The sequence below is a fragment of the Sphingobacterium sp. ML3W genome, assembly GCF_000747525.1.
GTDB lineage: Bacteria > Bacteroidota > Bacteroidia > Sphingobacteriales > Sphingobacteriaceae > Sphingobacterium.
Map to the genome: position 1 here is coordinate 542684 of NZ_CP009278.1, position 25942 is coordinate 568625.

Sequence of the window (25942 nt, forward strand, 5' to 3'; positions counted from 1 at the left end):
TTAGTAGGCGCCTTTTCTATCTAATATTAAAATATTCTTATGACTTTTTAAGATGTCCTAAAAGATCACCATTATCTTTAATCATTTTTATATCTAGATTTTTTTTATCACCCATCACATCAATTATTGTACGCTCCCCAACTTTCGGTCCACCTCCAATAAATAAGGTGTAATTATGATCTTGATCAGGTGGGTAGTAACCATATTTATGGGTGTGACCTGTAATCATGGCATCAATTCTATATTTTTGAAACAACGGGTGAAAGGTTGAGCGGTTATGTAATGTTCCGTGCCAATCATCAGCGTGAAAAACAGGAATGTGGCTAACTACTATCGTATGCTGGGCTGTTTTTCTTTCTTTAGACTGCAATACTTTCTCTAACCAAGAAGCTTGTTCTTTTCGGTAGTTGTCATAATCCACAGTTCCCCCATATACTTCATGAGTATCGGGTTTATCCTCACCACTATCTAAAAAGATCCAGTAAATCGGACCTAATTTGAAAGATTGATAGAATTTATTGTCTGGATAACCAAAATACTTTTTGAAATGGCGTGAAAAAGCACCTCGTGTTTCATGATTCCCACGATTCATGATAAAAGGTTTATCGGTAGCAAAAAAAGAAAAAGGCTTAAGCAGTTTTTCCGTAAGATCAACTTGATTGGTTACATAGTGAAAAGAATCTCCATTGAGGATCGAAAAATCATATATATCCGTATTTTTATTTGGCACTAATTCCCGATACGTATCCATATTTTCATGGACGTCATTGTAAATCAAGGCGCGAATCTGCTCCTGATCTTGACTCGCTAACGTAGCCGTAAAAACATCCGATTGGATTTCTTCCCCATAAGAAATTTTATAGGGGTCAAACTTAAGTACCTCCTTAGCCGCTACTCTATATTTAAATTTTCTAGGTGCTGTTGCTATTTCAAATTTAAAAAGATCCGTATTTGCTTCAAGCATGCCATCTTCACTTTGATAAATTTTAGTGATGACCTGATTATTATCATCTAATAATTCTAACCAAGCAAAAGCAGGTTTATTGAGTATAGAAAATACAGTAATACTGCTCTCGATTTGATTCTGTAAATATGCAGGGACAATGAAACTAAATTTTTCATCATTCGTGTTTTCCCTCTTGTGATTAGCAAATGTGACGCTCGGCAAAGTTATGCCAGCTAGGGTTAAGGCCTCTAAAAATTTTCTTCGATTGATACTCATGAGCTATTGTGGCGTATAAATTTCTACATATACAGGTCTGTGATCGCTAGCATATGCTTCTTCTAAAACAGAATGATTTTTAAATGATAATTGAGGAGCTTTATTTAACATGATGAAGTCAATTTCATGGTCTGGGTTTACCTCAGGAATTGTAAATCCATTTTTTATTTGACTACGTTTAAATATTTGCTCTAAATTAAGGATAGGCTGCTCTTCAGGGCGTGCATTTAAATCACCAACTAGAATAACCAAATTTTTGTCATTCTTGAATTTGTCAACAATGAAAGCACTTTGTGCGAGCCTATTTTCTTTTTTCAGATCAAGATGAGTGTTCGCAAATTTGATTGTTTTTCCATTTAGTTTAATATGGATGATTGCAAGGCTTCTTTTTTCGCTATCAATAGGAGATGGAAGCTCAAAACGTTCTGTCTTTACAATTGGGTGCTTTGAAAGAATGACCGTTCCATATTCACCTGCATCTAAATCAATACCCTTAGAAAAGAAATAATGCATTCCTGTGAGCTCCGCTAATTTTTTTGCCTGATCGATATTTTGAGATCTACTTAGGTTAACATCAATTTCTTGTAAACCTACCAAGTCGGCATTGGTTCTCTTTATAATTGCTGCAATGGTATCTAGATTAATAATGCTTGCATCTTCACTGGGTGGATTACCATGATGGATATTGTAAGTCAGAATCTTTAATTCCTGAGCTGAAAGCATTCGTGTACTGCACGATAGAGTCAAAAGTGTAAAACAATAAAGGATATATTTTTTCATTGGTCAAGGTTTTTAAAAATAAATATAGCCATTCTTTTGGGAATGGCTATACCTAAACTATTTATATAATATAAAATTAACCTTCTTCTAAAGCTAGGTTAGGATCAATGCCAGAAACCTCAGCTCTAATTTTAGCTTCCAATTCATCGGCTAAATCAGGGTTGTCATGTAATAATGATTTTACAGCATCACGACCTTGTCCCAATTTTGTTTCGCCATAGCTAAACCATGAACCCGCTTTCTTAATGATATTGTATTCAACTCCTAAATCGATGATTTCACCAACTTTAGAAATACCTTCACCAAACATGATATCAAATTCAGCGATACGGAATGGAGGAGCTACTTTATTTTTAACGATTTTTACTTTTACACGGTTACCAGATACTTCATCTGAATCTTTTATCTGAGAAGTACGGCGAATATCCAAACGTACAGAAGCGTAGAATTTTAATGCGTTACCACCAGTTGTTGTCTCTGGATTACCAAACATAACACCGATTTTTTCACGAAGTTGGTTGATGAAAATACAACAACAGTTTGTTTTCGAAATAGTACCAGTTAATTTACGTAATGCTTGAGACATTAAACGGGCTTGAAGTCCCATTTTTGAATCACCCATCTCACCTTCAATCTCTGCCTTAGGAACTAAAGCCGCAACGGAGTCAATGACAATAATGTCAATAGCTCCCGAACGAATTAAATTATCGGCAATTTCTAAAGCCTGCTCGCCGTTATCAGGTTGAGCAATTAATAAATTTTCTACATCAACGCCTAATTTTTGAGCGTAGTATTTATCAAAAGCATGCTCTGCATCGATAAATGCAGCAATACCGCCTTGTTTTTGAGCTTCAGCAATGATATGTGTCGCTAGAGTTGTTTTACCAGAAGATTCAGGACCATAAATCTCAATGACACGACCTTTAGGAACGCCCCCAATACCCAATGCGATATCAAGACCTAAAGAACCTGTAGAGATTGATTCAATTGGGTCAACAGTCGTATCTCCTAATTTCATTATGGCGCCTTTACCATATGATTTCTCTAATTTATCTAATGTAAGCTGTAATGCTTTTAATTTATCTGGATTGCTCATATTCTTAGTATTGATGATTCAAAAGTACAGATTACTTTTGAAAGTACAAAATATTATTACTAAAAAAGTTAGTCTATTATTTTTCGACTGATTTTTCTTTGATTTCTTTAATCTGGTGGGCCTTTTCAAAGTATTTACACATATAGGTAATGGCACATTTGTCACATTGCGGTTTGCGGGCTAAGCAGATATAACGTCCATGCAATATCAACCAATGGTGCGCTATAGCGATGGTCTCTACAGGTAAGTGTTTGACCAGTTGCTTCTCTACGGCTAATGGAGTTGTCGCCCTGCTGGTTAAACCAAGCCGATTACTGACACGAAAGACATGTGTATCTACGGCCATGGCCGGTTTATTATATACAACCGAAGAAATTACATTTGCTGTTTTCCGTCCCACACCTGGGAGCTTAATCAAATCCTCTATTTTTTCAGGAACGATAGAATCGAATTCACTGACCAGCATTTTTGCCATGCCAACTAGATGTTTAGCTTTATTATTGGGGTAACTGACTGAACGGATATAGGTAAAAACCTCATCAGAAGTGCTACATGCTAATGCTTCGGCATCTGGAAATTGTTGAAAAAGCTTTGGGGTGACCAAATTGATTCGTTTATCGGTGCATTGGGCAGATAATATGACAGCGACTAATAATTCATAAGGGTTGCTATAATTTAATTCTGTCTGTGCATCCGGGCTATTCTTAGAAAAATATTCTACAAAAGCTTTATATCTATCTTTTTTCAACATATGTATCAAAGATAGCTAAGTTTTTAAAAAATAAAAAAGGCTTAATCTCTCGACTAAGCCTTTTTATTGACTACCGATTTTGAATAGTTCAAAATACCCTCTATGCAAGAATCACTTGGATTCATCATGATTTTTGGTAGTTGAAGTTTTAAGAGGTTTTCAACATCCTCATCAGAGATTTTAATACCTCTTTCGCTGTTTTTAACTTCGTTTTCTGTTGTAAAGTTTTCGACCATACGCAATTATTGTTATCATTCAATTTATAAGTAGAACGTTCAACAAGATGCGAATATTATGTCAATATGTTACTTTTTCTTTTTTGCGATATAATCATTTGCCTTTTCCACAGCATTATAGGCATTCACAATTCCACCTGAGATAGAAATATCAGCCAAATTCACAGTTTTAAATGAGCCATCTTCTAATTTGATGCGGACCGTATCCTCGACTTTTACAACTGAGTCCATGATGATTTCTTTTGTCTCCAAAGCTGTTAACTGTGGGTAGTAAGAACGCAACATTCCCGCTAATCCTGCCACTACAGGTGCAGCCATACTCGTACCTTGCTCTTCTTTATACTCCGAATGTGGTGCAGTAGAATTGATATATAATCCAGGTGCGAATACATCTACAGAAGTCTTACCATAATTAGAAAAGCTAGCGAGGAGCTCTTCGTCTTTACGTGGGCCAGTTGCACCAACGGTTATCCATGCATGAGCAGTATCAGTAATTGCACCTAAACTATCTGTAAAATATTTATTTGGATAATTTGTCGAAATATCATTATCCTCACTGTCATTACCCGCAGCATGCACCAATAGAACATCCTTAGACATCGCATACTGTACTGCAGCGTCTACTGTATTTTTATTATAAGCATAACTTTTACCAAAGCTCATATTAATGACTTTAGCACCATTATCTACCGCATAACGAATGCCATTAGCGACATCTTTATCACGTTCGTCACCATCAGGGACAAGGCGTACCGAAAGTATCTGAACATTATCGGCTACTCCTTTAATACCGATGCTGTTTTTACGATCTGCCGCAATGATACCAGCTACATGTGTGCCATGTAACGCGTCCGGCCCCGTAACATCCGAGTTACCATAATGATATTCGCTCGCATCGTTATAGTTATCCCCAACAATTGAACGGGAGTCATAATCTTTATTCAGATGGTAAGCGACTTGATTGCCAAAGTATTCGGCTCCCGATTTTAAGTCTTCATAAAACCGAGTGAAACTACCTGCTCGTTCTATTTCCTCCTTAGCAATGCGAATAGCAATTTTTTGACGGTTCACAGTAGGATTCAGACTATCCAGATCTGCTGGCGTTATTGCCGATTTATCTTTATTGATATCTTTTATGAGATTGTCAACACTTTCCTTCAATGCAACATAATTCAAAGCACCATACTTGGCTTCATCAAGTTTTTCGTTATATGCTATCACCATTTTTGAATAAGCATTATAATCTCGCCTCTCTTGGTCGGTTAATATTGTTGTAGCAGTCACGCCCTCGAATTTTGGTGCATTTTTACGGATTAGCCGGGTCAGTTCCAAATTATCGAATTGTACATTTTCTCCCGAAGCATTACCAATGAAATTCCAACCATACTTGTCATTGATGAATCCGTTCTTATCATTATCTATGCCATTAGCTACACTATCTTTTACGTTTATCCACACGACATGCTTTAAGTCCTCATGAAGGACATCAACACCCCCATCTAGAACGGCAACGATAACCGGAACGGACTTTTTTCCTCTTAATAAACTTTCGTAAGTTTTTTCTGTACTTATACCAAGTACACCATCTTTCTCATAATCCAAATTGAACCAATTATCAGGCACACTTTTGTTTTCTTGGGCATGGCCGAAAGTTGGAATTAGTCCAATAGCAAATACATAAAGCAATCTCTTTAATCTCATCTCTTGATATTTTGATGTTGTTACGATTAGCAAATATAATGCTAGTAAGGGGCTTAAAATGTTAATTTTTATTAAATAATGCGAATTCATCCTTATTTTTACTTACAGTAATCCTGAATTGATAGGTTCATACAGGATTATCTGGTTATTATAATAAATTAGACGTATGATTATCTTAAATATCCTTACAGGTGCAGTTTTAAAAGAGCAAGGTGAATCAATTGGATTGCACTCAAAGGCAACTGTAGCTCCTGTTGCAAAGATTAAGACCCATTTCAGAAACATCCACGACGATCAAGTGAGTGACGATTATTACTGGATGAATGATTTTTTCAGGAAGGGACCTGATGCAGATTTGGTAATCGATTATTTAAATAAGGAAAATGACTATACAGATGCTGTCATGGAATCAACCACTGTTTTGCAGGATCAGTTGTTTAATGAAATGAAAGCACGGGTCAAGGAGAAAGATGAATCTGTTCCCTATCTAAAAAATGGCTATTACTACTATACACGTACCGAAGAAGGACAACAATACTTTAAGTTTTGTCGAAAAAAAGATAATCTCCATGCAGTGGAAGAGATGCTGCTGGACGTTGATAAAATGGCAGAAGGTTACCCTTATTATTCAGCAGTAGGATTTTCAATAAGTCCCGATAGTAAATTGATGGCTTTTGCTGTCGATACCGTATCGCGGAGAGAGTATACGATATATGTAAAAAACCTGGTATCAGGTGAATTGTATAAGGATGAAATACCAAGGACATCAGGCAGCTCTATTTGGGCCAATGATAATAAGACACTTTTTTATACGGCAAAAAACCCGATTACGCTATTAAGTGAAAAAATAAATAGGCATACATTGGGCACTGATGTCAAAGCCGATACGACTGTATATCAAGAAAATGATAATACCAATTATATTGGAGTAGGGAAATCGAAAAATGGAGCTTATATATTCATTCAATCCGAGGGCACGCTTTCTTCCGAAGTATACTATCTCAAGTCCGATGATCCTAATGGGGTTTTTCAAATATTCCAACCCAGAATAAAGGATGTATTATATCAGGTGACTGCTTTAGAAGATCGTTTTTTGATTATTACGAATGACGGTGCTAAAAATTTTAAAGTGATGCAATGCCCATTGCACAAAACCAATAAAGAGAATTGGTCGACATTTATAGCACATCGAGCTGATGTGCTATTGAGTGAAATTGATGAATTCAAAGACTTTTTGGTCGTCTCAGAACGTAAAGATGGCTTAACGCAGCTAGCCGTTTATGATTTGAATAATAAAGGACAACATTATTTGGATTTCGGAGAAGTGACATATACCGTTTATCCGAGCACCAATGTCGAGTATAATACAGATAAATTACGCTATGGTTATAGCTCATTAGTTACCCCTTCTTCGACTTTTGAATATGATATGAAATCAAAAGGAAGAAGTTTACTAAAACAGCAAGAAATCGTAGGGGGCTATGATTTAACGGCATACAAGACCGAACGCGTTTTCGCAAAAGCTAAGGACGGAACAGTTATTCCAATTTCGATTGTCTATAAAGATGGTTTTAAAAGAGATGGGAAAGCACCCTTACTGCTATATGCATATGGTTCCTACGGTTATTCAATGGATCCGACCTTCAGTAGTGCTCGATTAAGTTTATTAGATCGTGGATTCTGCTATGCTATTGCACATATCCGAGGAGGTGAAGAAATGGGAAGATATTGGTATGATGATGGAAAAATGATGAAGAAGATGAATACTTTTACAGATTTCATTGATTGCGGTCATTATTTAATCGATCAAAAGTTCACTAGTTTGGGACATCTTTATGCCCAAGGTGGGAGTGCAGGAGGTTTGTTAATGGGGGTAGTTGCCAATCTAGAACCCGAGCTATGGAATGGCATCATCGCACAGGTGCCGTTTGTTGATGTCGTTAATACAATGTTAGATGATAGTATTCCGTTGACCACAAATGAATATGACGAGTGGGGAAATCCAAATGAAAAAGATGCTTATTACTATATGAAAAGCTATTCTCCCTATGAAAATGTTGAGGAAAAGGCATATCCCAATATGTTGGTCACAACGGGACTGCATGATAGTCAGGTACAATACTTTGAGCCTGCAAAGTGGGTTGCGAAATTACGGAAGATGAAAACTGATAATCATGTTCTTCTATTAAAAACAGATATGGAGTACGGGCATGGCGGGGCATCTGGCAGATTTGATTATCTAAAAGATATAGCCCTTAATTATGCTTTCCTGTTTGCATTGGAAAATATTGAAAAATAAATCATAACTAAAAAAAGCGCCTAGAGCGCTTTTTTTAGTTATGATTTAGACTATCCATTCTTTCCTCTTGCTCTATTTCTCGAGAGTCAATTTGATGTTGTTCATAATTATCAATCGCAACCTTACTAGCTTTTTGAGAGACATAAATTGCGACAATTGCAATCAGTGTAATGAGCGCTATTCCCCAAGCATATTTTTGCTTATCTTGCTTGACTAACCAGTACATGAAAATAAAGTATGGAATACCGAAAATGCAATAAAAAATAATACTTGGTGTGCTCATATGATGTTGTGTACTAATGGTGAACTTCATTAGATCACCGATGAACTACAAAATTATCTAATTTTAATGACAATACTAAAAGTTTCTATTTCTTTATTTTCTACGTCATTGATGGTAAGTTATTAATGAATTTAGATTTTTGTTAGCATATTGATTTTTTTAGTAATCACTAATTTATTGTATAAATGTCATTTAAGTATTTGATTTATAGTTTGTATACTTGTAATGTTTATGTTTTTAGTGTTATTTGTCATTTTATAAAAAATGCGCGTAATTATTGCAGAAAAGAAAAAAATTATTTTATACATTTGTACAGTCACATAACGAAGACGATAAAGAAGAAATGAAGAATAACAAAATATATAAGTTCTCAATACCACATGCTTTTCAAAAGTTTGTAGAGAGGGGTTATTGTTTTTTTATTTTTGTAGAAATTCCGGTTCTTCGCTTTCGACGACCTATACTACCTCGGGCTTGATATGAGGTAGTGACTTTTCTTTTCAGTAATATCATCAGGTCCGATGATGGCGCTCCACGATTTTATTAATTGTTTTTTCATAACAAAACGCAATTTCGATTGTTAGTTTTATTATTTGGGTCGTAAGTCAATGACTATTTCAGAATTTTTAATTATTCCCGCAAAACCTGAGCATGTTATATATGCTGAGACGATTTGTAGTGAAATGTTCGAGTCTGCAAAAGCTCGAGGTACTGGCATTGCACGCCGCAAACCAGAATATGTTGCCAATAAAATGATTGAAGGTAAAGCTGTTATTGCTTTACACAAAGATGGTCGATGGGCAGGCTTTGTCTATATCGAGACTTGGGGGCATGGAGACTACGTTGCCAACTCAGGCTTAATCGTTAATCCTGAATTTCGTAAGGTTGGCCTAGCCAAAGCAATTAAAAAAAGAGTTTTCGAACTATCTCGAGAAAAATATCCTCATGCAAAGATTTTCGGTTTAACAACTGGTTTGGCGGTAATGAAAATTAACTCCGAACTGGGATATGAACCTGTGACCTATTCTGAATTAACGCAAGATGAAGAATTTTGGAAGGGCTGTCAGAGTTGTGTAAATTACGATATCTTATTGAGTAAAGATCGTAAAAACTGCATGTGTACAGCCATGCTTTGGGATCCTGTCGATAAAGAGCGTGAATTGAAAGAAAAAATACAACGAAAAGCTGAAGCAAAAGAAAGATTGGAACGTATTACACAAAAACAATCTTTGTTAAAGCGTATTGAAGCAAAGTTATGGAAATCAGCAAAGAAGTTTGTTGCAGTCAATTTTCATAAAAGTAAAAAAGTAGTTAAGGAGTTTTAAGTTTTTTATATTTTTGTTGAAACCTCAATTAGAGGCTTATCAACGAATTAATCCAAAAAGATGAAAAAAGTAGTTTTAGCATTCAGTGGCGGGTTAGATACATCATTTTGTTGTATTTATCTCACACAAGATTTAGGTTTAGAAGTTCACTCAGTGGTCGTTAATACGGGAGGTTTCTCTGAAGAGGAATTAAAACAGATTGAGGAGCGGGCTTACGCTTTAGGTGTAAAATCGCATACAGCAATTGATGAAACAGAAGACTATTACCGCGAAACTATTAAGTATTTGATTTTTGGTAATGTATTAAAAAATGCAACCTACCCTTTATCTGTATCTGCAGAACGTGTATGTCAAGCAACTGCTATTGCTAATTATGCAAAGAAGATTGGTGCTGAATGCGTAGCACATGGATCTACAGGAGCAGGTAATGATCAAGTGCGTTTTGATATGATCTTTCATACCTTAATACCTGGTGTTGAAATTATAACGCCAATTCGTGATCTACAATTATCACGAGAAGATGAAATCGAATATTTAAATAAGCATGGTGTTGAATATTCTGCAGAAAAAGCAAAATACTCCATTAATAAAGGTCTCTGGGGCACCTCAGTAGGAGGAGCAGAAACATTGACTTCAAATCAATATTTACCAGAGTCTGCTTGGCCAACCGCTGTTACTTCAACAGAACCTCAACAAATTACTTTAGATTTTGTTAAAGGTGAACCAACAGCACTTAATGGCAATAAATTAGATGCGGTACGTGTTATTCAGGAATTACAAGCCTTAGCACAACCATATGGTATAGGCCGTGATATTCACGTTGGAGATACGATTATTGGTATTAAAGGACGTGTAGGATTTGAGGCAGCAGCTTCAGTGATCTTGATTAAAGCACATCATGCTTTAGAGAAACATACCTTGACTAAGTGGCAATTATCATGGAAAGACCAGATTTCAGGTTTCTACGGAAATTATATGCATGAAGGTCAGATGCACGATCCTGTAATGCGAGATATTGAAGCATTTTTGTTATCGACTCAAGAGACCGTAACTGGACGTGTGATCATCGAATTACACCCTTATCGTTTTGTCATCATTGGAATCGAATCAGAGCATGATTTAATGTCTAATAAATTTGGAACTTATGGTGAGATGAATGCAGGTTACACAGGTGACGATGTAAAAGGATTTTCTAAAATTTTTGGTAACCAAACTATTATTTGGCATAAAGTCAACGGAAAATAAGCACATTTGCTCGCAAGCGTTTCTTATTTCTTTGCACAATATAGGAATGGATCCCAAAGTCACCAAAGGTGAAATAGGGATCCATTTTTAACATCCAATCAGTAACATTTACTGTTGGAATAATAGCAGTACTATAACATCCATTGTATAGTAAAACCATCATCTAAACTAAATACTAAAAAATGATAAAAGTAGGAATAGTAGGGTCAGCAGGATATACCGGAGGTGAATTATTACGTGTGTTGATCTATCATCCACATGTAGAAATCATATTTGCCAATAGTGCTTCCAATGCTGGCAACAAAATCTATGAGGTACATAATGATCTATTTGGAGACACAGAGTTAACCTTTTCATCTGATTTTCATTCGGATATTGATGTTTTATTTTTATGTGTGGGGCATGGAGATGCACGTAAGTTTTTAGACGCAAATCCAATAGATTCCTCCGTGAAAATTATAGATTTATCACAGGACTATCGTTTAAAAGCAAATACCGAATTTCAAGGTAAACAGTTTATATATGGTTTACCAGAATTGAATAGAGATGCAATTAGATCTGCAGCGTATATTGCAAACCCAGGTTGTTTTGCTACTAATATCCAATTGGCATTACTGCCTTTAGCAAGTAAAAGCCTCTTACCCGACCAGATTCATGTACATGCAACCACGGGTTCTACCGGCGCTGGACAGAAACCTGGTGCCACAACACACTTCTCGTGGCGAAATAATAATTTATCTGCTTACAAGTCTTTTGAACATCAACATGTACAAGAAATTTCCGAATCTTTAGCGCAATTGCAGCAGGGTTTTCTACCACAGTCCGAAAAGACATTATTAGAGCGTGCTGCCGAGAAAATTAATTTTGTGCCTCAAAGAGGCGATTTCACAAGAGGTATTTTCTCCGTTATTTATGTTGATTCTGACTTATCCGAGGAAGAAGCTTATGAGTTATATGAAAGTTTCTATAACGAACACCCATTTACACATGTCAGCCGTAAGAATATCGATTTGAAACAAGTCGTTAATACCAATAAAAGTATTATTCACCTCGAGAAACATGGAGATAAGTTATTAATATTAAATGCGACAGATAACTTGTTAAAGGGTGCATCTGGACAAGCTGTACAAAATATGAATCTCATGTTTAATCTTGATGAGAAAGCAGGTTTAAACTTGAAGAGTGTTGGCTTTTAGATAAGCCACTAATTCAGGATTATAGATAAAAAGGCTTCGGAATTTTCCGGAGCCTTTTTTTATGGATTATTTTTGTATCGCTAATTTGCAATGATTTGCTAAATCAATCGCCTTTATAAACCATCACCGAATTAAACCAATCATTACCTTAAATAAACGTCTGTATTCCTGTTTCTTAGGCGTAAGAATGACTTTGGACTTCAATATTTGTCGATAGAATTTTCTGAAAAGCTGTTTAAGCAGCTCGAGGAGATACTCTTTCCCATACTTAAATCTATTTGCACTGAATAGTAATACATTATATGTATCACATAAAGTTTTGCAATCGATTGTTTCGATTACGCAATCGATTTCGTTTATTGGCGGTCATTTAAATTTGATTATTTGTCATATTATTGTTTCCAACTAACAATTATTCACGCTTTAAAATAGCGAAGAGAGGTAACTACTATCCTAACCAATAGGGGTACTTCTTTAAATTTTTTAAGCCTAAACATATTCGGATGAAAAGACTTTTTTGTTTTTTATTTCTCGTCCCGATGTTGCAAAAAACTCAGGCCCGATCATGGGATTTGTGGAAAATGCAACAAGACACTTCTGAGATAAGTGAAGTGGATCAGCAACTCTTGCGAGGAAGATTAAAATCCTTATTGCAAAAGAAGCAGGTCAAGGATAGCCTTAATTTCAAGCAGGTGGAAAGTTTACCATTGGTAAGTATTTCTGAAGTATTGAAAGGTCAGATTTCAGGATTGTATGTTCAAGAATCCAGTGGTGAACCGGGTTCTTATAAGAACATGGTCATCCGTGGTCTCGGGAGTCCACTTCTTGACACAAAAGATGCCATAAATGTGCAACCTGCAGTTTACATCAATGGTGTCCCTATTGCTCGGGAAAATAATTTCACCTACTCTATCCAACAATATCAATTCAATCGACTAGGTCCAGCAACGGATAATTTTGCTGGAATTGATATCGCTATGATCGAATCCATTCAAGTCATCAAGGATCCGGTTGAATTGTCAAAATTAGGACCTTTGGCAGCGAATGGCGCGATTTGGATCTTAACAAAACCAGGGAAAGAAGGTGCACGAGAAATAAGTTTTGATGCCTATGTGGGTCTAGCGACAAAACCTAATGTAACACCTGTCAATGCACAGTACGAGAATATGTTCCGTTCTTCCTTTTATAATAAATATGGTACAGCAACGGATCGTTTGAATTACCCTGGGTATTTGAGTGATTCGACTAATGTGAATTACTATGGGCCAGCCAATTGGAACGAAGAGTATTATCAAACGGCACCTATTTATGGCGGTAATTTAGGGATTCGTGGTGGTGGTGACCGTGCCAATTTTGCCTTCATGGGCGGCTATACTAAAAATGCGAGCGCAGCTGATAAAACAAATTTCGAACGATATAATGCGTTATTCAATGTGAATATGGCGCCCTTCAAATGGTTTAATTTTGGTACCACCGTAAATGCAAGCCGTAGCCTGCGTGACCGTAACCGAAGTTTACGGGATCGATTTGGTGAAGCTTCGTATGTGCCAGATCTTTCGGTTCCGATATCGCCAAATAAGGACATGTATGGAAAATACCTGGATGTTTACAAACAGGCACTTGACAATAATTCGGTCAATATGCTCAACTTATTGGTTAACCTTGATCTTTACTTATTACCAAATTTAAAATTAAACACCAATCTAGGTGTTGATTATTCGGAAGGAACTCGCCAAGCTTTTTTCCCGGGTTCTTTAATGGAGACAAACAATTACATGTCAAGTTACTTTGGCTTTAATGAGCGTTTGACTTTTAATAGCAGTCTAGACTATAACTTCAGTATTCAAGATCAGCATAAATTCAACTTTGTATTGGGGTCTAATTATACCCAAGATCTATACCGATACCATTATGCCCGTGCTTACGATGGTCCAAATGATTTTATTAAGGTAAACGTTGTAGATGGTGATCCCAATGCAGCTGGGTATTTAAGACCTGTAGGAGGTCTATATGTCAATCGTTGGACAAATAGAGAAGATTTTCGACTCCATTCTCTTCTCCTATCAGGTAACTATAGCTGGAATAATAGGCTGGATGTTAGCGCAGTGTTGCGCTATGATGGATCATCTACGATGCAACCCGACGCTCGATGGTTGATGACACCGGCTTTCTCTGCAAAATACAACCTAATTAATGAGGATGAAAATGCAACGATGGACAACTTGAGTATCAAAGGCTCATGGGCACGTATCGGTAAACCTATTTTTACCAGTAAATATGCTGTTGGACCTAACTATACCGCTGATCTGAATTGGGGCTCTGAGAAATCCCTGGTTTCTTATAATGGTTTTGCTGTCGCATCGCGCCCTTATTCTGAAGGATGGGTAGGCTACGATATCAAATGGCCTTATACAGATCATGCTGATATCACATTGGATGGTTCTTTTTTAGATAAAAGGGCTGATTTTACGGTTTCCTTATATCAGAAAAAGGACATCAACCAGTTGGTCAATATGCCAATACCTGCCGAATACGGTTATTCTGGACAGATCATTAATGGTATGACGGTACAGAATAGAGGTGTTGATCTCAATCTACACGGCCGTATCTTAACCAATCCAAATGGTTTGCAGTGGGATGCAGCGCTAAACCTGAATTACAACCAAAATAAATTGACGGCTTTGCCAAACGGCAAACAGGAGTTGAAGGTGGGCAATCGTTTACTTAAGGTCGGTGAAGCTGTTGATCAATTTTGGCTTTATGAAAACAAAGGAATCTACAATACTGAAGATGAAATCCCAGTTACAAATGGTAATAAGTTGCAATTTGATGGTGTAGATTTTGCCGCTGGAGACCCGATTTGGAAAGATCAAAATGGTGATTTTAAAATTGATGAGAAAGATCGTGTGCTCAAAGGTAATGCGATGCCTAAGCTAGTTGGTGGGTTTAATAATAACTTCAATTATAAGGGCTTTGAGTTGAACATGCAATGGTATTTTGCATTGGGACATAAAGCGCTCAATCAACGGGCATCTACGAAGTATGATTTTATCAATACTGAAAACACCAATTCCTTAGATGGTATCCGTGAAGTATTCCACTGGCAACAGGATGTGGATGTCACGAAGTATCCGATCTACAACCCTTGGAGCCCTATTGTTGCCTATCGAATAGATCAAGATCTTTTCTTAGAAAATGCCTCTTTCTTAAAATTAAGGGCAATGACTGTCGGTTATGATTTGGCATCGTTGCATGCGACAAAAGAGAAAATGAAAACCGTGCGTCGTGCATTTGTCTATGTATCGGGGACCAATTTATTGACCATCACTAAGTTTTCAGGTAAAGATCCGGAGTTGATCGATTTCAACGGGTATTATACTGGATATGGACTACCAATGTCACCGATCGTCAGTTTGGGTATCAAATTGGATTTATAATTATTGAATGCTATTTAAGATGAAAAGATATAATCAATGGGGTACATACCTACTCCTCATGATAGGTATAATGGTGCTCGGCACATCCTGTAATAAAAAATTGGATATCGTTGCGGTCAATGTAGGATCGGAAGAGAAGGAATGGACTTCCATTTCGGACACGAGGGCGCATCTCATGGGTATCTATGGTTTGATGCGTGCTGCAATGGTGGACAACTATGGTCACTGGGTATATGGAGAAATGCGCTATGGTGATTTTAAATCATATTCACGAGCGGACTTAAAAGCTGTTGAAGAAAATAAGTTAAAGTCCGCCTATCCCATGATCAAGGGATTGACAGATTGGCGTCGTTTTTATGCGGTGATCAATGCAGCCTCCCTTTTTATTGAACGTGCTCCTGAGGTAATGGAAAAGGATAGCCGATATACAGAACGTGACCTAAAATACGATGTTGCACAAGCGAAAAGCATTCGTGCGTTGATGTATTTTTACATGGTCCGTATATGGGGTGAAGTACCTTTGTTAAAGGCATCATACGATAATGATAGCTTTGCTGAGGTCGGAAAGGCAACTGAAGCTACAGTTTTAGCTTTTGCGGAGGCCGAATTGTTAGCGGCAGCGCAGGATTTACCCTATCGTTATGCACTTGGTACGCAAAGTTATTATGGTGAAAGCTACTCGACTTGGGTAGGTGTTTTGTTCAATAAGATAACCGCATATTCACTTTTGGCTCATATTGCTGCTTGGCAAGGAAAATACATCAATGCAGATGTGTACTCCAAATTTGTCATTGACAATCAGGCGGAATCTATTTTGGAGCTATTAAGTGTCCCCAATTTAGTCAATCCTACAACTGGTCTTTTTGGACCTAGTATCCGTGGACAGATTCTGGCCGTGCGAGCTTCCTATGAACTGGGCGAGGCGACAAATACCGGTCATATCGAATCATTGACTTTGGGCTTTCCGATCGTCACAAAAGCCAAACCGGATATTTTTGTAAACCGCGATTCCATCAATGTTGTTTTTGATGATGTGAGCGATACGCGTTTTGGAATCGACTCGATTTCGGGACTTATCAGGACCAATTATTTCACAAACTACGATGGCGATATTCCCATTTTTAGTAAAATCAAAGTCATCCGTAATGGCGATGGTGATTCAGATTTCTCGATTTTTGGGTCTAACCTTGTATTTACTCGTTTAGAAGAAATTTACTTATTGCATGCGGAGGCAAAAGCAGTATTGGGACAAAAAGATGAATCCATCAAATACTTAAACCTAATTAAAAATCAGCGTGGATTAAAACCTTATATCAACAGTTCTTCGAAAGATCTTTTAGAGGAAATATTTTTAGAAAGAAGACGGGAATTGATGGGTGAAGGATGGAGATGGTTCGATCAAATCCGTTTGGCAAAGATCAAGAAGAACAATGATACATTGAACTCATTGATTGCTAATGGCGGAATTTATTGGCCGATATCTTCTGATGTCTTGGAACGCAATTCAAAGCTGGAACAAAATTCATATTGGAAATAACCTAACCATTAACCATCATGAAAAGAACACTATATTTTGGTTTTTCCTTCTTGCTACTCGCTATGGCGTTTGTAGCATGTAAAAAAGGAAATACCTATTATGAAGACTATCAAGTAGAATATACGGCCTATAATGGTACCACTTTACAGTTTCTGGAAGAGCAGGGGTCAGTATATGACTCGTTGTTATTGGTATTGGAGCGAGTACCTAATTTACGCGCGAGATTGAACGACCCAACGGATACGATTACATTTTTTGCGCTGACGAACAACAGTTTTACAAATGCAACAGATGCGATGAATGCCGTACGGAGTTCGGCTAATAAACCCCCTTTGTTTCTGGAAGATATCCCACAACCCTTATTGGATACATTGACCTATCACTATGCTTTTGACGGTGTCTATGACACTGATAACCTAAAGGATTTTATCGAAGGAAAAGAAATAAGGAGTATTGATAATTATCGAATGACCATGAAATATAAGGTAACCTCAGCATCTGGTATCGTGGAAGGTGGGCAACAGCAGATCACACTCAGCGATATGAATAACTCCATATTCCAACGTTATTGGCAAGAAAGTAGTACGTCGGTAGTAAATATCAGAACAACAAATGGAAGGTTACATATTTTGGTCCCTAGTCATAATTATGGATTTTCCAAACTTGCTAAATTCCTAAATTAATAACATGAATATGAAATTATATCGTTCAATTAGGCAGGTTGTCCTTTGTGGGCTCGCATTGTTGGCATTGACATCTTGTGAAAAATATATTCCCACAGATCAAGATTCTTTAGGTGAAGATGTGGTCTATAGTATCACTGATTTTCAACCGGTTTTGGGGAGAAATACCTTTTATAATAGTATTGTCAATGTAGGACAAAACACTTCTCAACCCCTTTCATTTAAAATTGTCAATGTGCGTGATGTAGATGGTCAACCCGCTACGCTTTTCAATGATAAATTTCCTGTGAAAATCTGGAAAGGAGCCTATACGGGTTTTGAGAAATCTATTGAAGAAATCGAGAGTAAACGTAAAACGGAGTATCGCCCGTTATTGGAAATATTAGAGAAATCTGGAAATATCAACTTCTGGGGTGAGTCGGGTAGTTCTGGTTTCATAAAGACGCAACCCGATTCTGGATATGTCTTTGATATCGAATTGAATAATACGGGTGGTCGACGATATTTACGAAATTTCAGATTGAAACCACTACGTGAACGACCATATGAGCCAAGTATCATCGATCCGATTACTGGTCTATCGCCAGTTCCTTATACTTATGTGTCTCAGCTATCGGGTAATATGCGTACCGATAGAACAAATTCGGCCATGTTTTATTCTGATATACGGGTGTATTTTAACAAGTTAGAAAGTGAAAGTAAAGGATCTAAAACACTGACTATTTCATTTTTGGACTCCTTGAATAATACGATCGATCCTAAAAAATTCTCTTCTACCGATTGGGAAAAACTAGTGCATGGTTTTAAACACCGCTTTGAAAACAATAAGGTCGTATATGATGTCGCGTATCCTATCCCGTTAACGGCAATGGCAACAGAATATACCGATGTGACAGGAAACAATGCCTTTATGCAGTTCAAATTCCGTCGGAAAGGTGATTTTGGAATAGTGGAAGATAATTACTTTGGGTTGGAATTTGCCATTTTTGAAGAGGGTGATTGGGAAATCCAATTTCGATTCCCTAATGAATCCCCAAAATTTGATTGATAATAGACCAATTGATTTAGCTAACAATTATGAAACAATATTGCATAATGATAATTCTTTTTACCAGTATGTTGGGGAATGCCTTGATGGCACAGACCAAGTTGGTAAAAGGAACGGTTAAAGGAGCCGATAATAAACCTTTAGCTGGGGTTTCCATTCGTATGGAAAATCCAAAAAGAGACCTTGGAAAGACAGGTGGAGATGGACGATTTACCATATCTGTACCTGTTAATGGCGTGATGATCTTTACTTACCAAGGGTATGGTACAGTGAAGGCCTCTGTGACTGCTTCCAAAAATGAATATAACATTGGAATGGAAAGCAAAAATCAAGAAATCGATGAAGTCGTCGTCGTTGGATATCAGCAACGTAAACGGGAAACATTAACGGGTTCCGTGGTGACGATTTCGGGTAAGGAAATTCAGGATATTCCTGCTGGTAATTTTGTGGATCTACTACAAGGTAAGGTGGCAGGTATGAACATCCAAAATAATACGGGTAGCCCTGGTATGAGAGGGACGATTGCTGTTCGTGGTATTTCAAATTTCAACGTGTCTGGAAGTGGTGATAATACGTTTTTGACACCGACCTCTCCGTTGTTTGTTATTGATGGTGTACCAATTGATGACAACTCCGGGTACGAATATGGTTTTGAAACGGCTGGTCCAGGCATATCACCAATTTCGATGATCCCACCTGAGGATATTGAAGATATTACGGTTTTGAAAGATGCCCAAGCAACTGCTTTGTATGGATCTCGTGGTGCCTATGGGGTGATATTGGTCAGAACAAAACGTGGTAATTCTAAAATACCTCTTGTACAATATCAAGGTCAATTCTTTATGAGTGCAGTACCGCAATTGCGGAAAGTAATCGGCGGAAGAGATGAACGAATGATACGTGTCGAACAGATCTTGATGAACGATACGACTTTGGCAGCAGCATTGAGACGTATTAATGACTCGCCATTATTGGCAGATAGTCTAAACCCATACTATAATAATTCGACAGACTGGCAATCGTATTTCTATAGAAATACCTATAATCAAACACATAATGTCAATATCTCTGGAGGTGAACAAGTGTTCAACTATAAGGTGAACATGAACTATTATGATGAGAATGGTATCATCGCCAATACCGGATTTAAACGGTATACCGTACAGTCAAATATGCAGTATGAACCCAATGATCGCTTCCGGATGATGGCCAATGTGAATGCCAATTTAGCCCAAAATCAAATGGGTAGCGGTAATGCCATGATGCAGACTGGAGTAGGTAAATCAGTCAATACCACTTCGCTATTTCCTGCTCCATCGCTTTTCTCGGGAAGTATGGGCGCATTATCTGCATTGAATGTCGATGATCAAAATAAAACTGGAAATTATGTAACACAAGTGGAACTGCAGTACGAACCGATTAAAGGGTTAAGAGCAACTTCAACCTTAAATTATAATTATACAACTTCGACAAAAGATCGCTATACGCCAGAAATGTTGATGGGAAATAGCTCAGAGATATACGGTTATTATGACAATAAAAGTAAGGTCTATAATCGGAATTTGCTTTCTTATGTAAAAGCAGTTAATGAGAAGCATGTGTTTAACATCTATGGGTTTACCGAAATGGAGATTTCTCAATCTTCGGCTAATTTGAATAAAATTAGAGGAACAGCTAACGACCAATTTCAAGCAGGTATAAGTTACGATACTCGTAATACGATTGGTGGATTGTTGAATAGTCTCAATAATTACCGTTCGATCGCATATGCCGGGAACGCATCTTACAACTACGATTCGAAGTATATTGTCGATTTAACCTATCGCGTAGATGGTACGTCGGTGACAGGGGGGGCTTCTCCTTGGACAGCTAACCCATCGGTTGGATTTCGTTGGAATTTCAAGAAAGAAAAATTTATGGAAAACATTTCCTGGTGGGATACCGGTTTTTTACGTGGATCAGTTGGACGTACCATACAGCCTACTGGAACACTGTCGGACCTATATGGATGGTATAAAATTGATGATGGTCGTTATAACAATAGACCAACGACTTCGTTGGATCTGAAAAATGCACCTAATACCGATCTGGTACCGCAAACAACGACGCAATGGTCGGTAGGGGCCGAATTTGGGTTCTTTAATAGTGCTTTATATTTAACTTATGAAACCTATTACAAACAATCGGACAAAATATTACGATCAAAGGCGATTGCCAATCATAATGCTTTCGAAAATGTGTTGACCAATGAGGCAGCTATGGTAAACATGGGTCACGAGGTGTCATTAAATTTTAGACCAAAATTAGCCAATTCGGATTGGGATTTGAGTGGTACGGCAACATTTGCCTTAAACCGAGATTATACCACCGCTTTACCTGATGGTGTGAGGCAGTTAATTCAACCTGATAATGATTCTGGTTATGACTTACCGCAGTTTTTTAGACTTGGAAGAAACCCATTGACATTTGTGTTATATGACTATAATGGTGTTTATAGAACTGATGATGAGGTGCCTGTCAATCCATTGACTGGACAACGTTACCGTGCAGGGGGTGATATTTCGGAAGGAAAATTCTTCCGTGCAGGAGATCCAATTTTTACCGATATCAATGGAGATTATATTCTGGATGAAAATGATTTGGTTTTTGTAGGTAATTCCCAACCTGCTGTAACAGGTGGACTTTCTATCTATACGAGATATAAAAATTGGTCTTTGCGCACACAATTATCTTATACTTTAGATCGTGATATCTTGAACACGGCTTTAACAGATAGATTCCGTAATTACGACACGCCTACAGGTCTAAAAGAAGGAAAACCTGATTATATTCCAGGTGCCTATGTCCCATTGGATGCCTATAATGTATGGCGTCAGACAGGGGATAATGCCGACTATCCGAATGTTTCAGATTTCACAAGACTTTCACTCTATAACCCATACCGCTATAATTCGACCATGTTCTTGGAAGATGGATCATATCTAAAAATCAATTCAGCTACTTTGGGTTATAATTTTGATCGCAAGTGGATTCAACGCTATGGACTGACTTCGGCACGGATTAATTTCACAGCAAATAATATCTATACTTTCAGTAAATATGCCGGACCTGACCCTGAGTTGGTGACTGGAGTAGGTCGTGATGGATCAAATGGATATCCGAGTAAAAGAACCTTTTCTTTAGGTGTTAGTGTACAATTTTAATTATAAACAGATGAAAAAAGTATTTTTATATACACTACTATTAGGCGCAACTTTAGGGTTATCTTCTTGTGGGAAGGATTTCTTAAATATTACCCAAATTGATAAATTGACCGGTAATAATTATTGGACCAATAAAGGTGATGTGGAGCAATACATGGGTGGAATCTATGCGACTTTTAGAAAAGCTACCATGGATAATATATTTTTTCCAGCTTCGGGAGACATGCGTTGTGCGCCCATAAATCGATCAAGTGCAACAACTGGGGCAGGAAGGGATTATATTTCCTATTTGAGACAGAATAATATCAACGCCATTATGGCAAGGACTTCGGTAGATCTGGATTACAATTTCTCCTTTTTTAATTTTCCTGAAATTACCAAATGGAATAATTTTTATAAAATGGTGCAAAATGCCAATATCGTTATTTATCAAATAGATAATATGGAAATGCCATTCTTGTCAGAAGATCAGAAAATGATCTATAAGGCCGAAGCGGTATTTTTAAGATCCTTGGCTTATTTCTTTATGGTGCGTATTTACGGTGATATACCTTATTATACGACTGTCAATACAGATCCATTACCGAGAACCAATATGATTACGGTATTGAAAAATATATCAGCAGATCTGGATGCATCTTATCAGCATCTTCCATGGACCTATGATGATCCTTCTATCATTGCGGTGAAAGCAATGCGCGGAAGTGCTTTGGCCTTGAATATGCACATCAATATGTGGATAGCGGGTTTTACAAATGAGGATAAAGCACCCTTATATGAAAAGGTAGCAGAAATGGGCAGAGAACTGATGGAGGATAATGGTGGAGCCTATGAACTGTTGAGTTTGACCCGTACAAGAGAGATTTTTAAAGGTCGTACCAAAGAGGGTTTATTTGAAATTGTGCAGAACTTTAATTACGGCGAGAGTTTTTCGCTTGCAGCGTCTTATTCCGATTATGTTCTCCATGCTCCAAATAAGATTACCCAAAAGTCCTATATTTTCTATGATCCAAAATTTATGGAGAAAATGTATCCAGCAGCTGGTCAGGATTTGAGAAAAACATATTGGTTTGATGAAGATATATACGCGACAAATGGAGATTTTCAATGTCTGAAATTTGCGAATGTTTTTATGGAAGAAGGGGAGGATAATAATCCCGATGACAACCAGATGATCTTTCGTTATGCAGACCCTATTTTATTACGTGCCGAAGCTTTGGCTGAATTGCAGCGTGATGCAGAAGCGAGAGCTGTTGTCAATGTCATCCGTAATCGTGCTGAGGCTGGAGTTATTACCGATTCGGGTGCAGACTTAAAAGATGCTATCTGGTGGGAGCGTGTCCGCGAGCTGCTTGGAGAGGGTAATTTTTATTATGATCTGGTCAGGACAAAAAAAGTGATCAATTCGGAGTTTACCTCTGCGCCTATGTCGGTGGGAGCTTTTAATGCTGGTGGATGGACTTGGCCTATTGATAAGTCGGCATTAACAAACAATCCATTCATGCGTTTGAACAACTATTGGAACTAAATGAAAATGAAGATGAAAAATTTGTTAAAAAATAGTGTATTTCTCTTGGTTATGCTGTTGATTTTTACAGCCTGTAAAAAAGAGGACTATATGGACACTGGTGTGCACAACCCTAACTATAACGGTACCGTATGGCAGTTCCTGGAAAGCAGACCAGATCTGTTCGATACATTGACCGTAGCGCTTAAAATCGCAAAACTGGACGATATACTTAAGAATGAGGAGGTTACATTTTTTGCTCCCCCAGATCCATCCATCTTGAAATCTGTTTGGCTACTGAACGAAGCTCTATTTCGAAGTGGACAAGATTCCATTACGTCACTGGATCAAATTAAACCAGAGATTTGGCGTAAATATCTTTCTCAATATATCATGAAAGGGAAATATGTAGCCAAAGATTTTACACAGTTAGATACCTTGAAATTGGATTCTTATCCAGGAGGAGTATTTAAAACGATTGACGGAAAAGATATGAACATCGGTGTATTTTATAATGATGTCAAATCTTCGGATAAGCAGGTTATCAAGTATGCAGGTTATCGTCAATTATACTTGAATTATCCTTACGCTATCCCTGGTCTAGAAGAGTTTCTCCTGCCTTTTGTTACTGCACCTGTTGCTACTTCAGATATTCAACCTACCAATGGTGTTTTGCATGTGCTGCAGTTTTCAAAGCATGCACTAGGATTTCGGAGTTATCTATTTGCAGAAGATGCAATGGTACAGGGCATATTACCTAAAACTGATTTGACTGAATTATGATGATAAGATTAAAATTGGAAAAATTATGGCAAGCAACTGCAGTTCTTGTATTTGCATTCTCTTCTTGTTCGAAAGATATTGCCTTGGGTACAGATCCTTATGCTGGAGGTAAGGAATCTCTAGGGGTGGGATTTTACACCAATTATGCAAGTCCAGAAGTGGCTAAGCCTGGTGAATTGGTCGATTTTTATGTAAAAGGATTAAAACCTTATTTGGATAATATCGAATTTACGATAAACAATACCAAGGTCGAGGTTGTCTCGGCAAAAGATTCATTGGTGACCATAAGGGTCCCTGCGCAAATTTCCTCTGGAGACGCTAAGATTATCGTAGATGGACAGGTTTTCTATGGACCTCGGTTAGAAGTAGAGGGAAATGCAGCATTAGATGAAAACTATGGAATAGTTAACGGATTTTTAGGTTCGGTCTATGATATCTTACCTAATGCTGGAGGTTTTATTATAACAGGATCTTTTATCAATTTCGAAAATGAGGCTGTTGATAATGTCCCTGAGGATAAAAAGGTTTTTCGCAATGGTATACACTTTATCGGTGCTGATGGTAAGAGTAATGATGCGATGAAGTTTGGTGAGGGTGTAAAATCTGGAACTATCAATTCGATAGCCAAAACATCTGACGGAAAATTTGTTATCGGGGGAGGGTTTAGCACGTTCAACAAAAGAGGTGTCTATAATATTGCCCGATTAAATTCTGGAGGTAGTTTGGATACCATGATTGTCGATGTAATCAATACAACGGATGATCCTAAAAATTCACTCGATACGGTTTCAGCTTTCAATGGTGGTGTTTTATCCTATCCAATTCAACGTGTATTCACCATGGCGGACAACAAGATTGTAGCTGTAGGGAACTTTAAAACGTATTATAAAATTGATTATACCTACTCCTCTCGTGACAATAGAAGATACTTAGTGACTGAGGCAAGGAATGTTATCAGGATGTTGCCTGATGGTTCTTTGGATTCGACTTTTGCACTGAATAATCTAGGTGCAAATGGTAGTATCTCTGATGCCGCATTGATTGATAATGAGCGCATACTGATTATAGGGTCGTTTACGAGCTATAACGGCTCACCTGCTCCAGGGATCGCTTGTATCAAATCCGATGGTTCGGTTGATCCTGCTTTCAATTTAAGTGGTAACATCGAACGTATATTTAGTGTGACCTATAATGCGCTTTTGAAAAAAATTGCGATTTCGGGTTTGATTCACAAATTAGGACATGGTGGTAAAGTGAACGGTGTTGCGGTTCTGAATACAGATGGATCTATCGATAATCAATTTGTATTAGGGGATATCGGTAATACTGTAGCCAATTTTGCGCAGATCTTAGACAATGGAAGGGTTGTGGTAAAAGGAACTTTTGAAACCTACAATGGTATTGGTCGTCCTAGTTTATTATTATTGGAAAAAGATGGTTCACTAGTACAAAAATACAACAGTCAGGCTCCTTTTTCGGGAACAGTGTACAAAATCGTGGAAACAAAGTCATCGCTTGGCTTACCAGCACTTTTAATTGGTGGTAGCATCTATCAATACGGAAGCAAGTCAATTGGCAATTTATTCCGTTTAGAAGTCAAAGAATAACCT

General features: G+C 37.5%; 19 protein-coding genes. 12 read left to right on the plus strand and 7 right to left on the minus strand.

Annotated features, from left to right (window positions below; translation table 11 throughout):
- Positions 1-37 precede the first annotated feature (37 nt).
- From KO02_RS02545 to KO02_RS02570, 6 genes are all read right to left on the minus strand, one after another.
- Positions 38-1222, minus strand: a complete 1185-nt coding sequence (locus KO02_RS02545; RefSeq protein WP_038695577.1) for a metallophosphoesterase family protein — start codon at positions 1220-1222, stop codon at positions 38-40.
- Positions 1223-1225: 3 nt separating this feature from the next.
- Positions 1226-2002, minus strand: coding sequence for an endonuclease/exonuclease/phosphatase family protein (locus KO02_RS02550; protein ID WP_038695579.1), 777 nt, complete (start codon positions 2000-2002; stop codon positions 1226-1228).
- Between the two features lie 76 nt (positions 2003-2078).
- Positions 2079-3098, minus strand: a complete 1020-nt coding sequence (gene recA, locus KO02_RS02555) for a recombinase RecA (protein ID WP_038695581.1) — start codon at positions 3096-3098, stop codon at positions 2079-2081.
- A 76-nt stretch (positions 3099-3174) separates the two neighbouring features.
- Positions 3175-3849: an endonuclease III gene (gene nth, locus KO02_RS02560; RefSeq protein WP_038695583.1), complete on the minus strand. Its 675-nt coding sequence runs from the start codon at positions 3847-3849 to the stop codon at positions 3175-3177.
- 53 nt (positions 3850-3902) lie between these two features.
- Complete coding sequence (locus KO02_RS02565) at positions 3903-4085, minus strand: hypothetical protein (protein ID WP_038695585.1); 183 nt, start codon at positions 4083-4085, stop codon at positions 3903-3905.
- A 69-nt stretch (positions 4086-4154) separates the two neighbouring features.
- Complete coding sequence (locus tag KO02_RS02570) at positions 4155-5786, minus strand: S8 family serine peptidase (RefSeq protein ID WP_038695587.1); 1632 nt, start codon at positions 5784-5786, stop codon at positions 4155-4157.
- A gap of 166 nt (positions 5787-5952) precedes the next feature.
- Between KO02_RS02570 and KO02_RS02575 the strand changes: the two genes are divergently transcribed.
- Entirely contained in the window at positions 5953-8085 is a 2133-nt protein-coding gene (locus tag KO02_RS02575; protein ID WP_081918290.1) for a S9 family peptidase, read from the plus strand.
- Positions 8086-8119: 34 nt separating this feature from the next.
- Here the strand turns inward: KO02_RS02575 and KO02_RS02580 are convergent, their stop codons facing one another.
- A complete protein-coding gene (locus KO02_RS02580; RefSeq protein ID WP_235212334.1) occupies positions 8120-8311 on the minus strand; it encodes a hypothetical protein in 192 nt (63 codons plus the stop codon).
- Between the two features lie 665 nt (positions 8312-8976).
- On the opposite strand from KO02_RS02580, the gene KO02_RS02590 reads away from it, so the two are divergent.
- From KO02_RS02590 to KO02_RS02640, 11 genes are all read left to right on the plus strand, one after another.
- On the plus strand, positions 8977-9693 hold the full coding sequence (locus tag KO02_RS02590; protein WP_038695593.1) for an N-acetyltransferase: 717 nt from the start codon (positions 8977-8979) through the stop codon (positions 9691-9693).
- Positions 9694-9753: 60 nt separating this feature from the next.
- Entirely contained in the window at positions 9754-10938 is a 1185-nt protein-coding gene (argG, locus tag KO02_RS02595) for an argininosuccinate synthase (RefSeq protein WP_038695595.1), read from the plus strand.
- Positions 10939-11120: 182 nt separating this feature from the next.
- Positions 11121-12134, plus strand: a complete 1014-nt coding sequence (gene argC, locus KO02_RS02600) for an N-acetyl-gamma-glutamyl-phosphate reductase (RefSeq protein ID WP_038695597.1) — start codon at positions 11121-11123, stop codon at positions 12132-12134.
- A gap of 503 nt (positions 12135-12637) precedes the next feature.
- Positions 12638-15571, plus strand: coding sequence for a SusC/RagA family TonB-linked outer membrane protein (locus tag KO02_RS02605; protein WP_081918291.1), 2934 nt, complete (start codon positions 12638-12640; stop codon positions 15569-15571).
- A 19-nt stretch (positions 15572-15590) separates the two neighbouring features.
- The gene (locus KO02_RS02610; protein ID WP_038695599.1) at positions 15591-17108 is read left to right on the plus strand and encodes a RagB/SusD family nutrient uptake outer membrane protein; all 1518 of its coding nucleotides are present in this window, start codon (positions 15591-15593) and stop codon (positions 17106-17108) included.
- A 17-nt stretch (positions 17109-17125) separates the two neighbouring features.
- Complete coding sequence (locus KO02_RS02615; RefSeq protein WP_038695601.1) at positions 17126-17791, plus strand: hypothetical protein; 666 nt, start codon at positions 17126-17128, stop codon at positions 17789-17791.
- A 10-nt stretch (positions 17792-17801) separates the two neighbouring features.
- The gene (locus KO02_RS02620; RefSeq protein WP_235212335.1) at positions 17802-18839 is read left to right on the plus strand and encodes a DUF5007 domain-containing protein; all 1038 of its coding nucleotides are present in this window, start codon (positions 17802-17804) and stop codon (positions 18837-18839) included.
- Between the two features lie 47 nt (positions 18840-18886).
- Entirely contained in the window at positions 18887-22042 is a 3156-nt protein-coding gene (locus KO02_RS02625) for a SusC/RagA family TonB-linked outer membrane protein (RefSeq protein ID WP_158500259.1), read from the plus strand.
- A 10-nt stretch (positions 22043-22052) separates the two neighbouring features.
- A complete protein-coding gene (locus tag KO02_RS23915) occupies positions 22053-23570 on the plus strand; it encodes a RagB/SusD family nutrient uptake outer membrane protein (RefSeq protein ID WP_038702025.1) in 1518 nt (505 codons plus the stop codon).
- Positions 23571-23582: 12 nt separating this feature from the next.
- Positions 23583-24332 (plus strand): fasciclin domain-containing protein, encoded by a 750-nt coding sequence (locus KO02_RS23920; protein WP_038702027.1) that lies wholly within the window; start codon positions 23583-23585, stop codon positions 24330-24332.
- The gene (locus tag KO02_RS02640) at positions 24329-25939 is read left to right on the plus strand and encodes a DUF5008 domain-containing protein (protein WP_051959741.1); all 1611 of its coding nucleotides are present in this window, start codon (positions 24329-24331) and stop codon (positions 25937-25939) included. The genes KO02_RS23920 and KO02_RS02640 overlap by 4 nt, the downstream gene beginning before the upstream one ends.
- Positions 25940-25942: the final 3 nt, after the last annotated feature.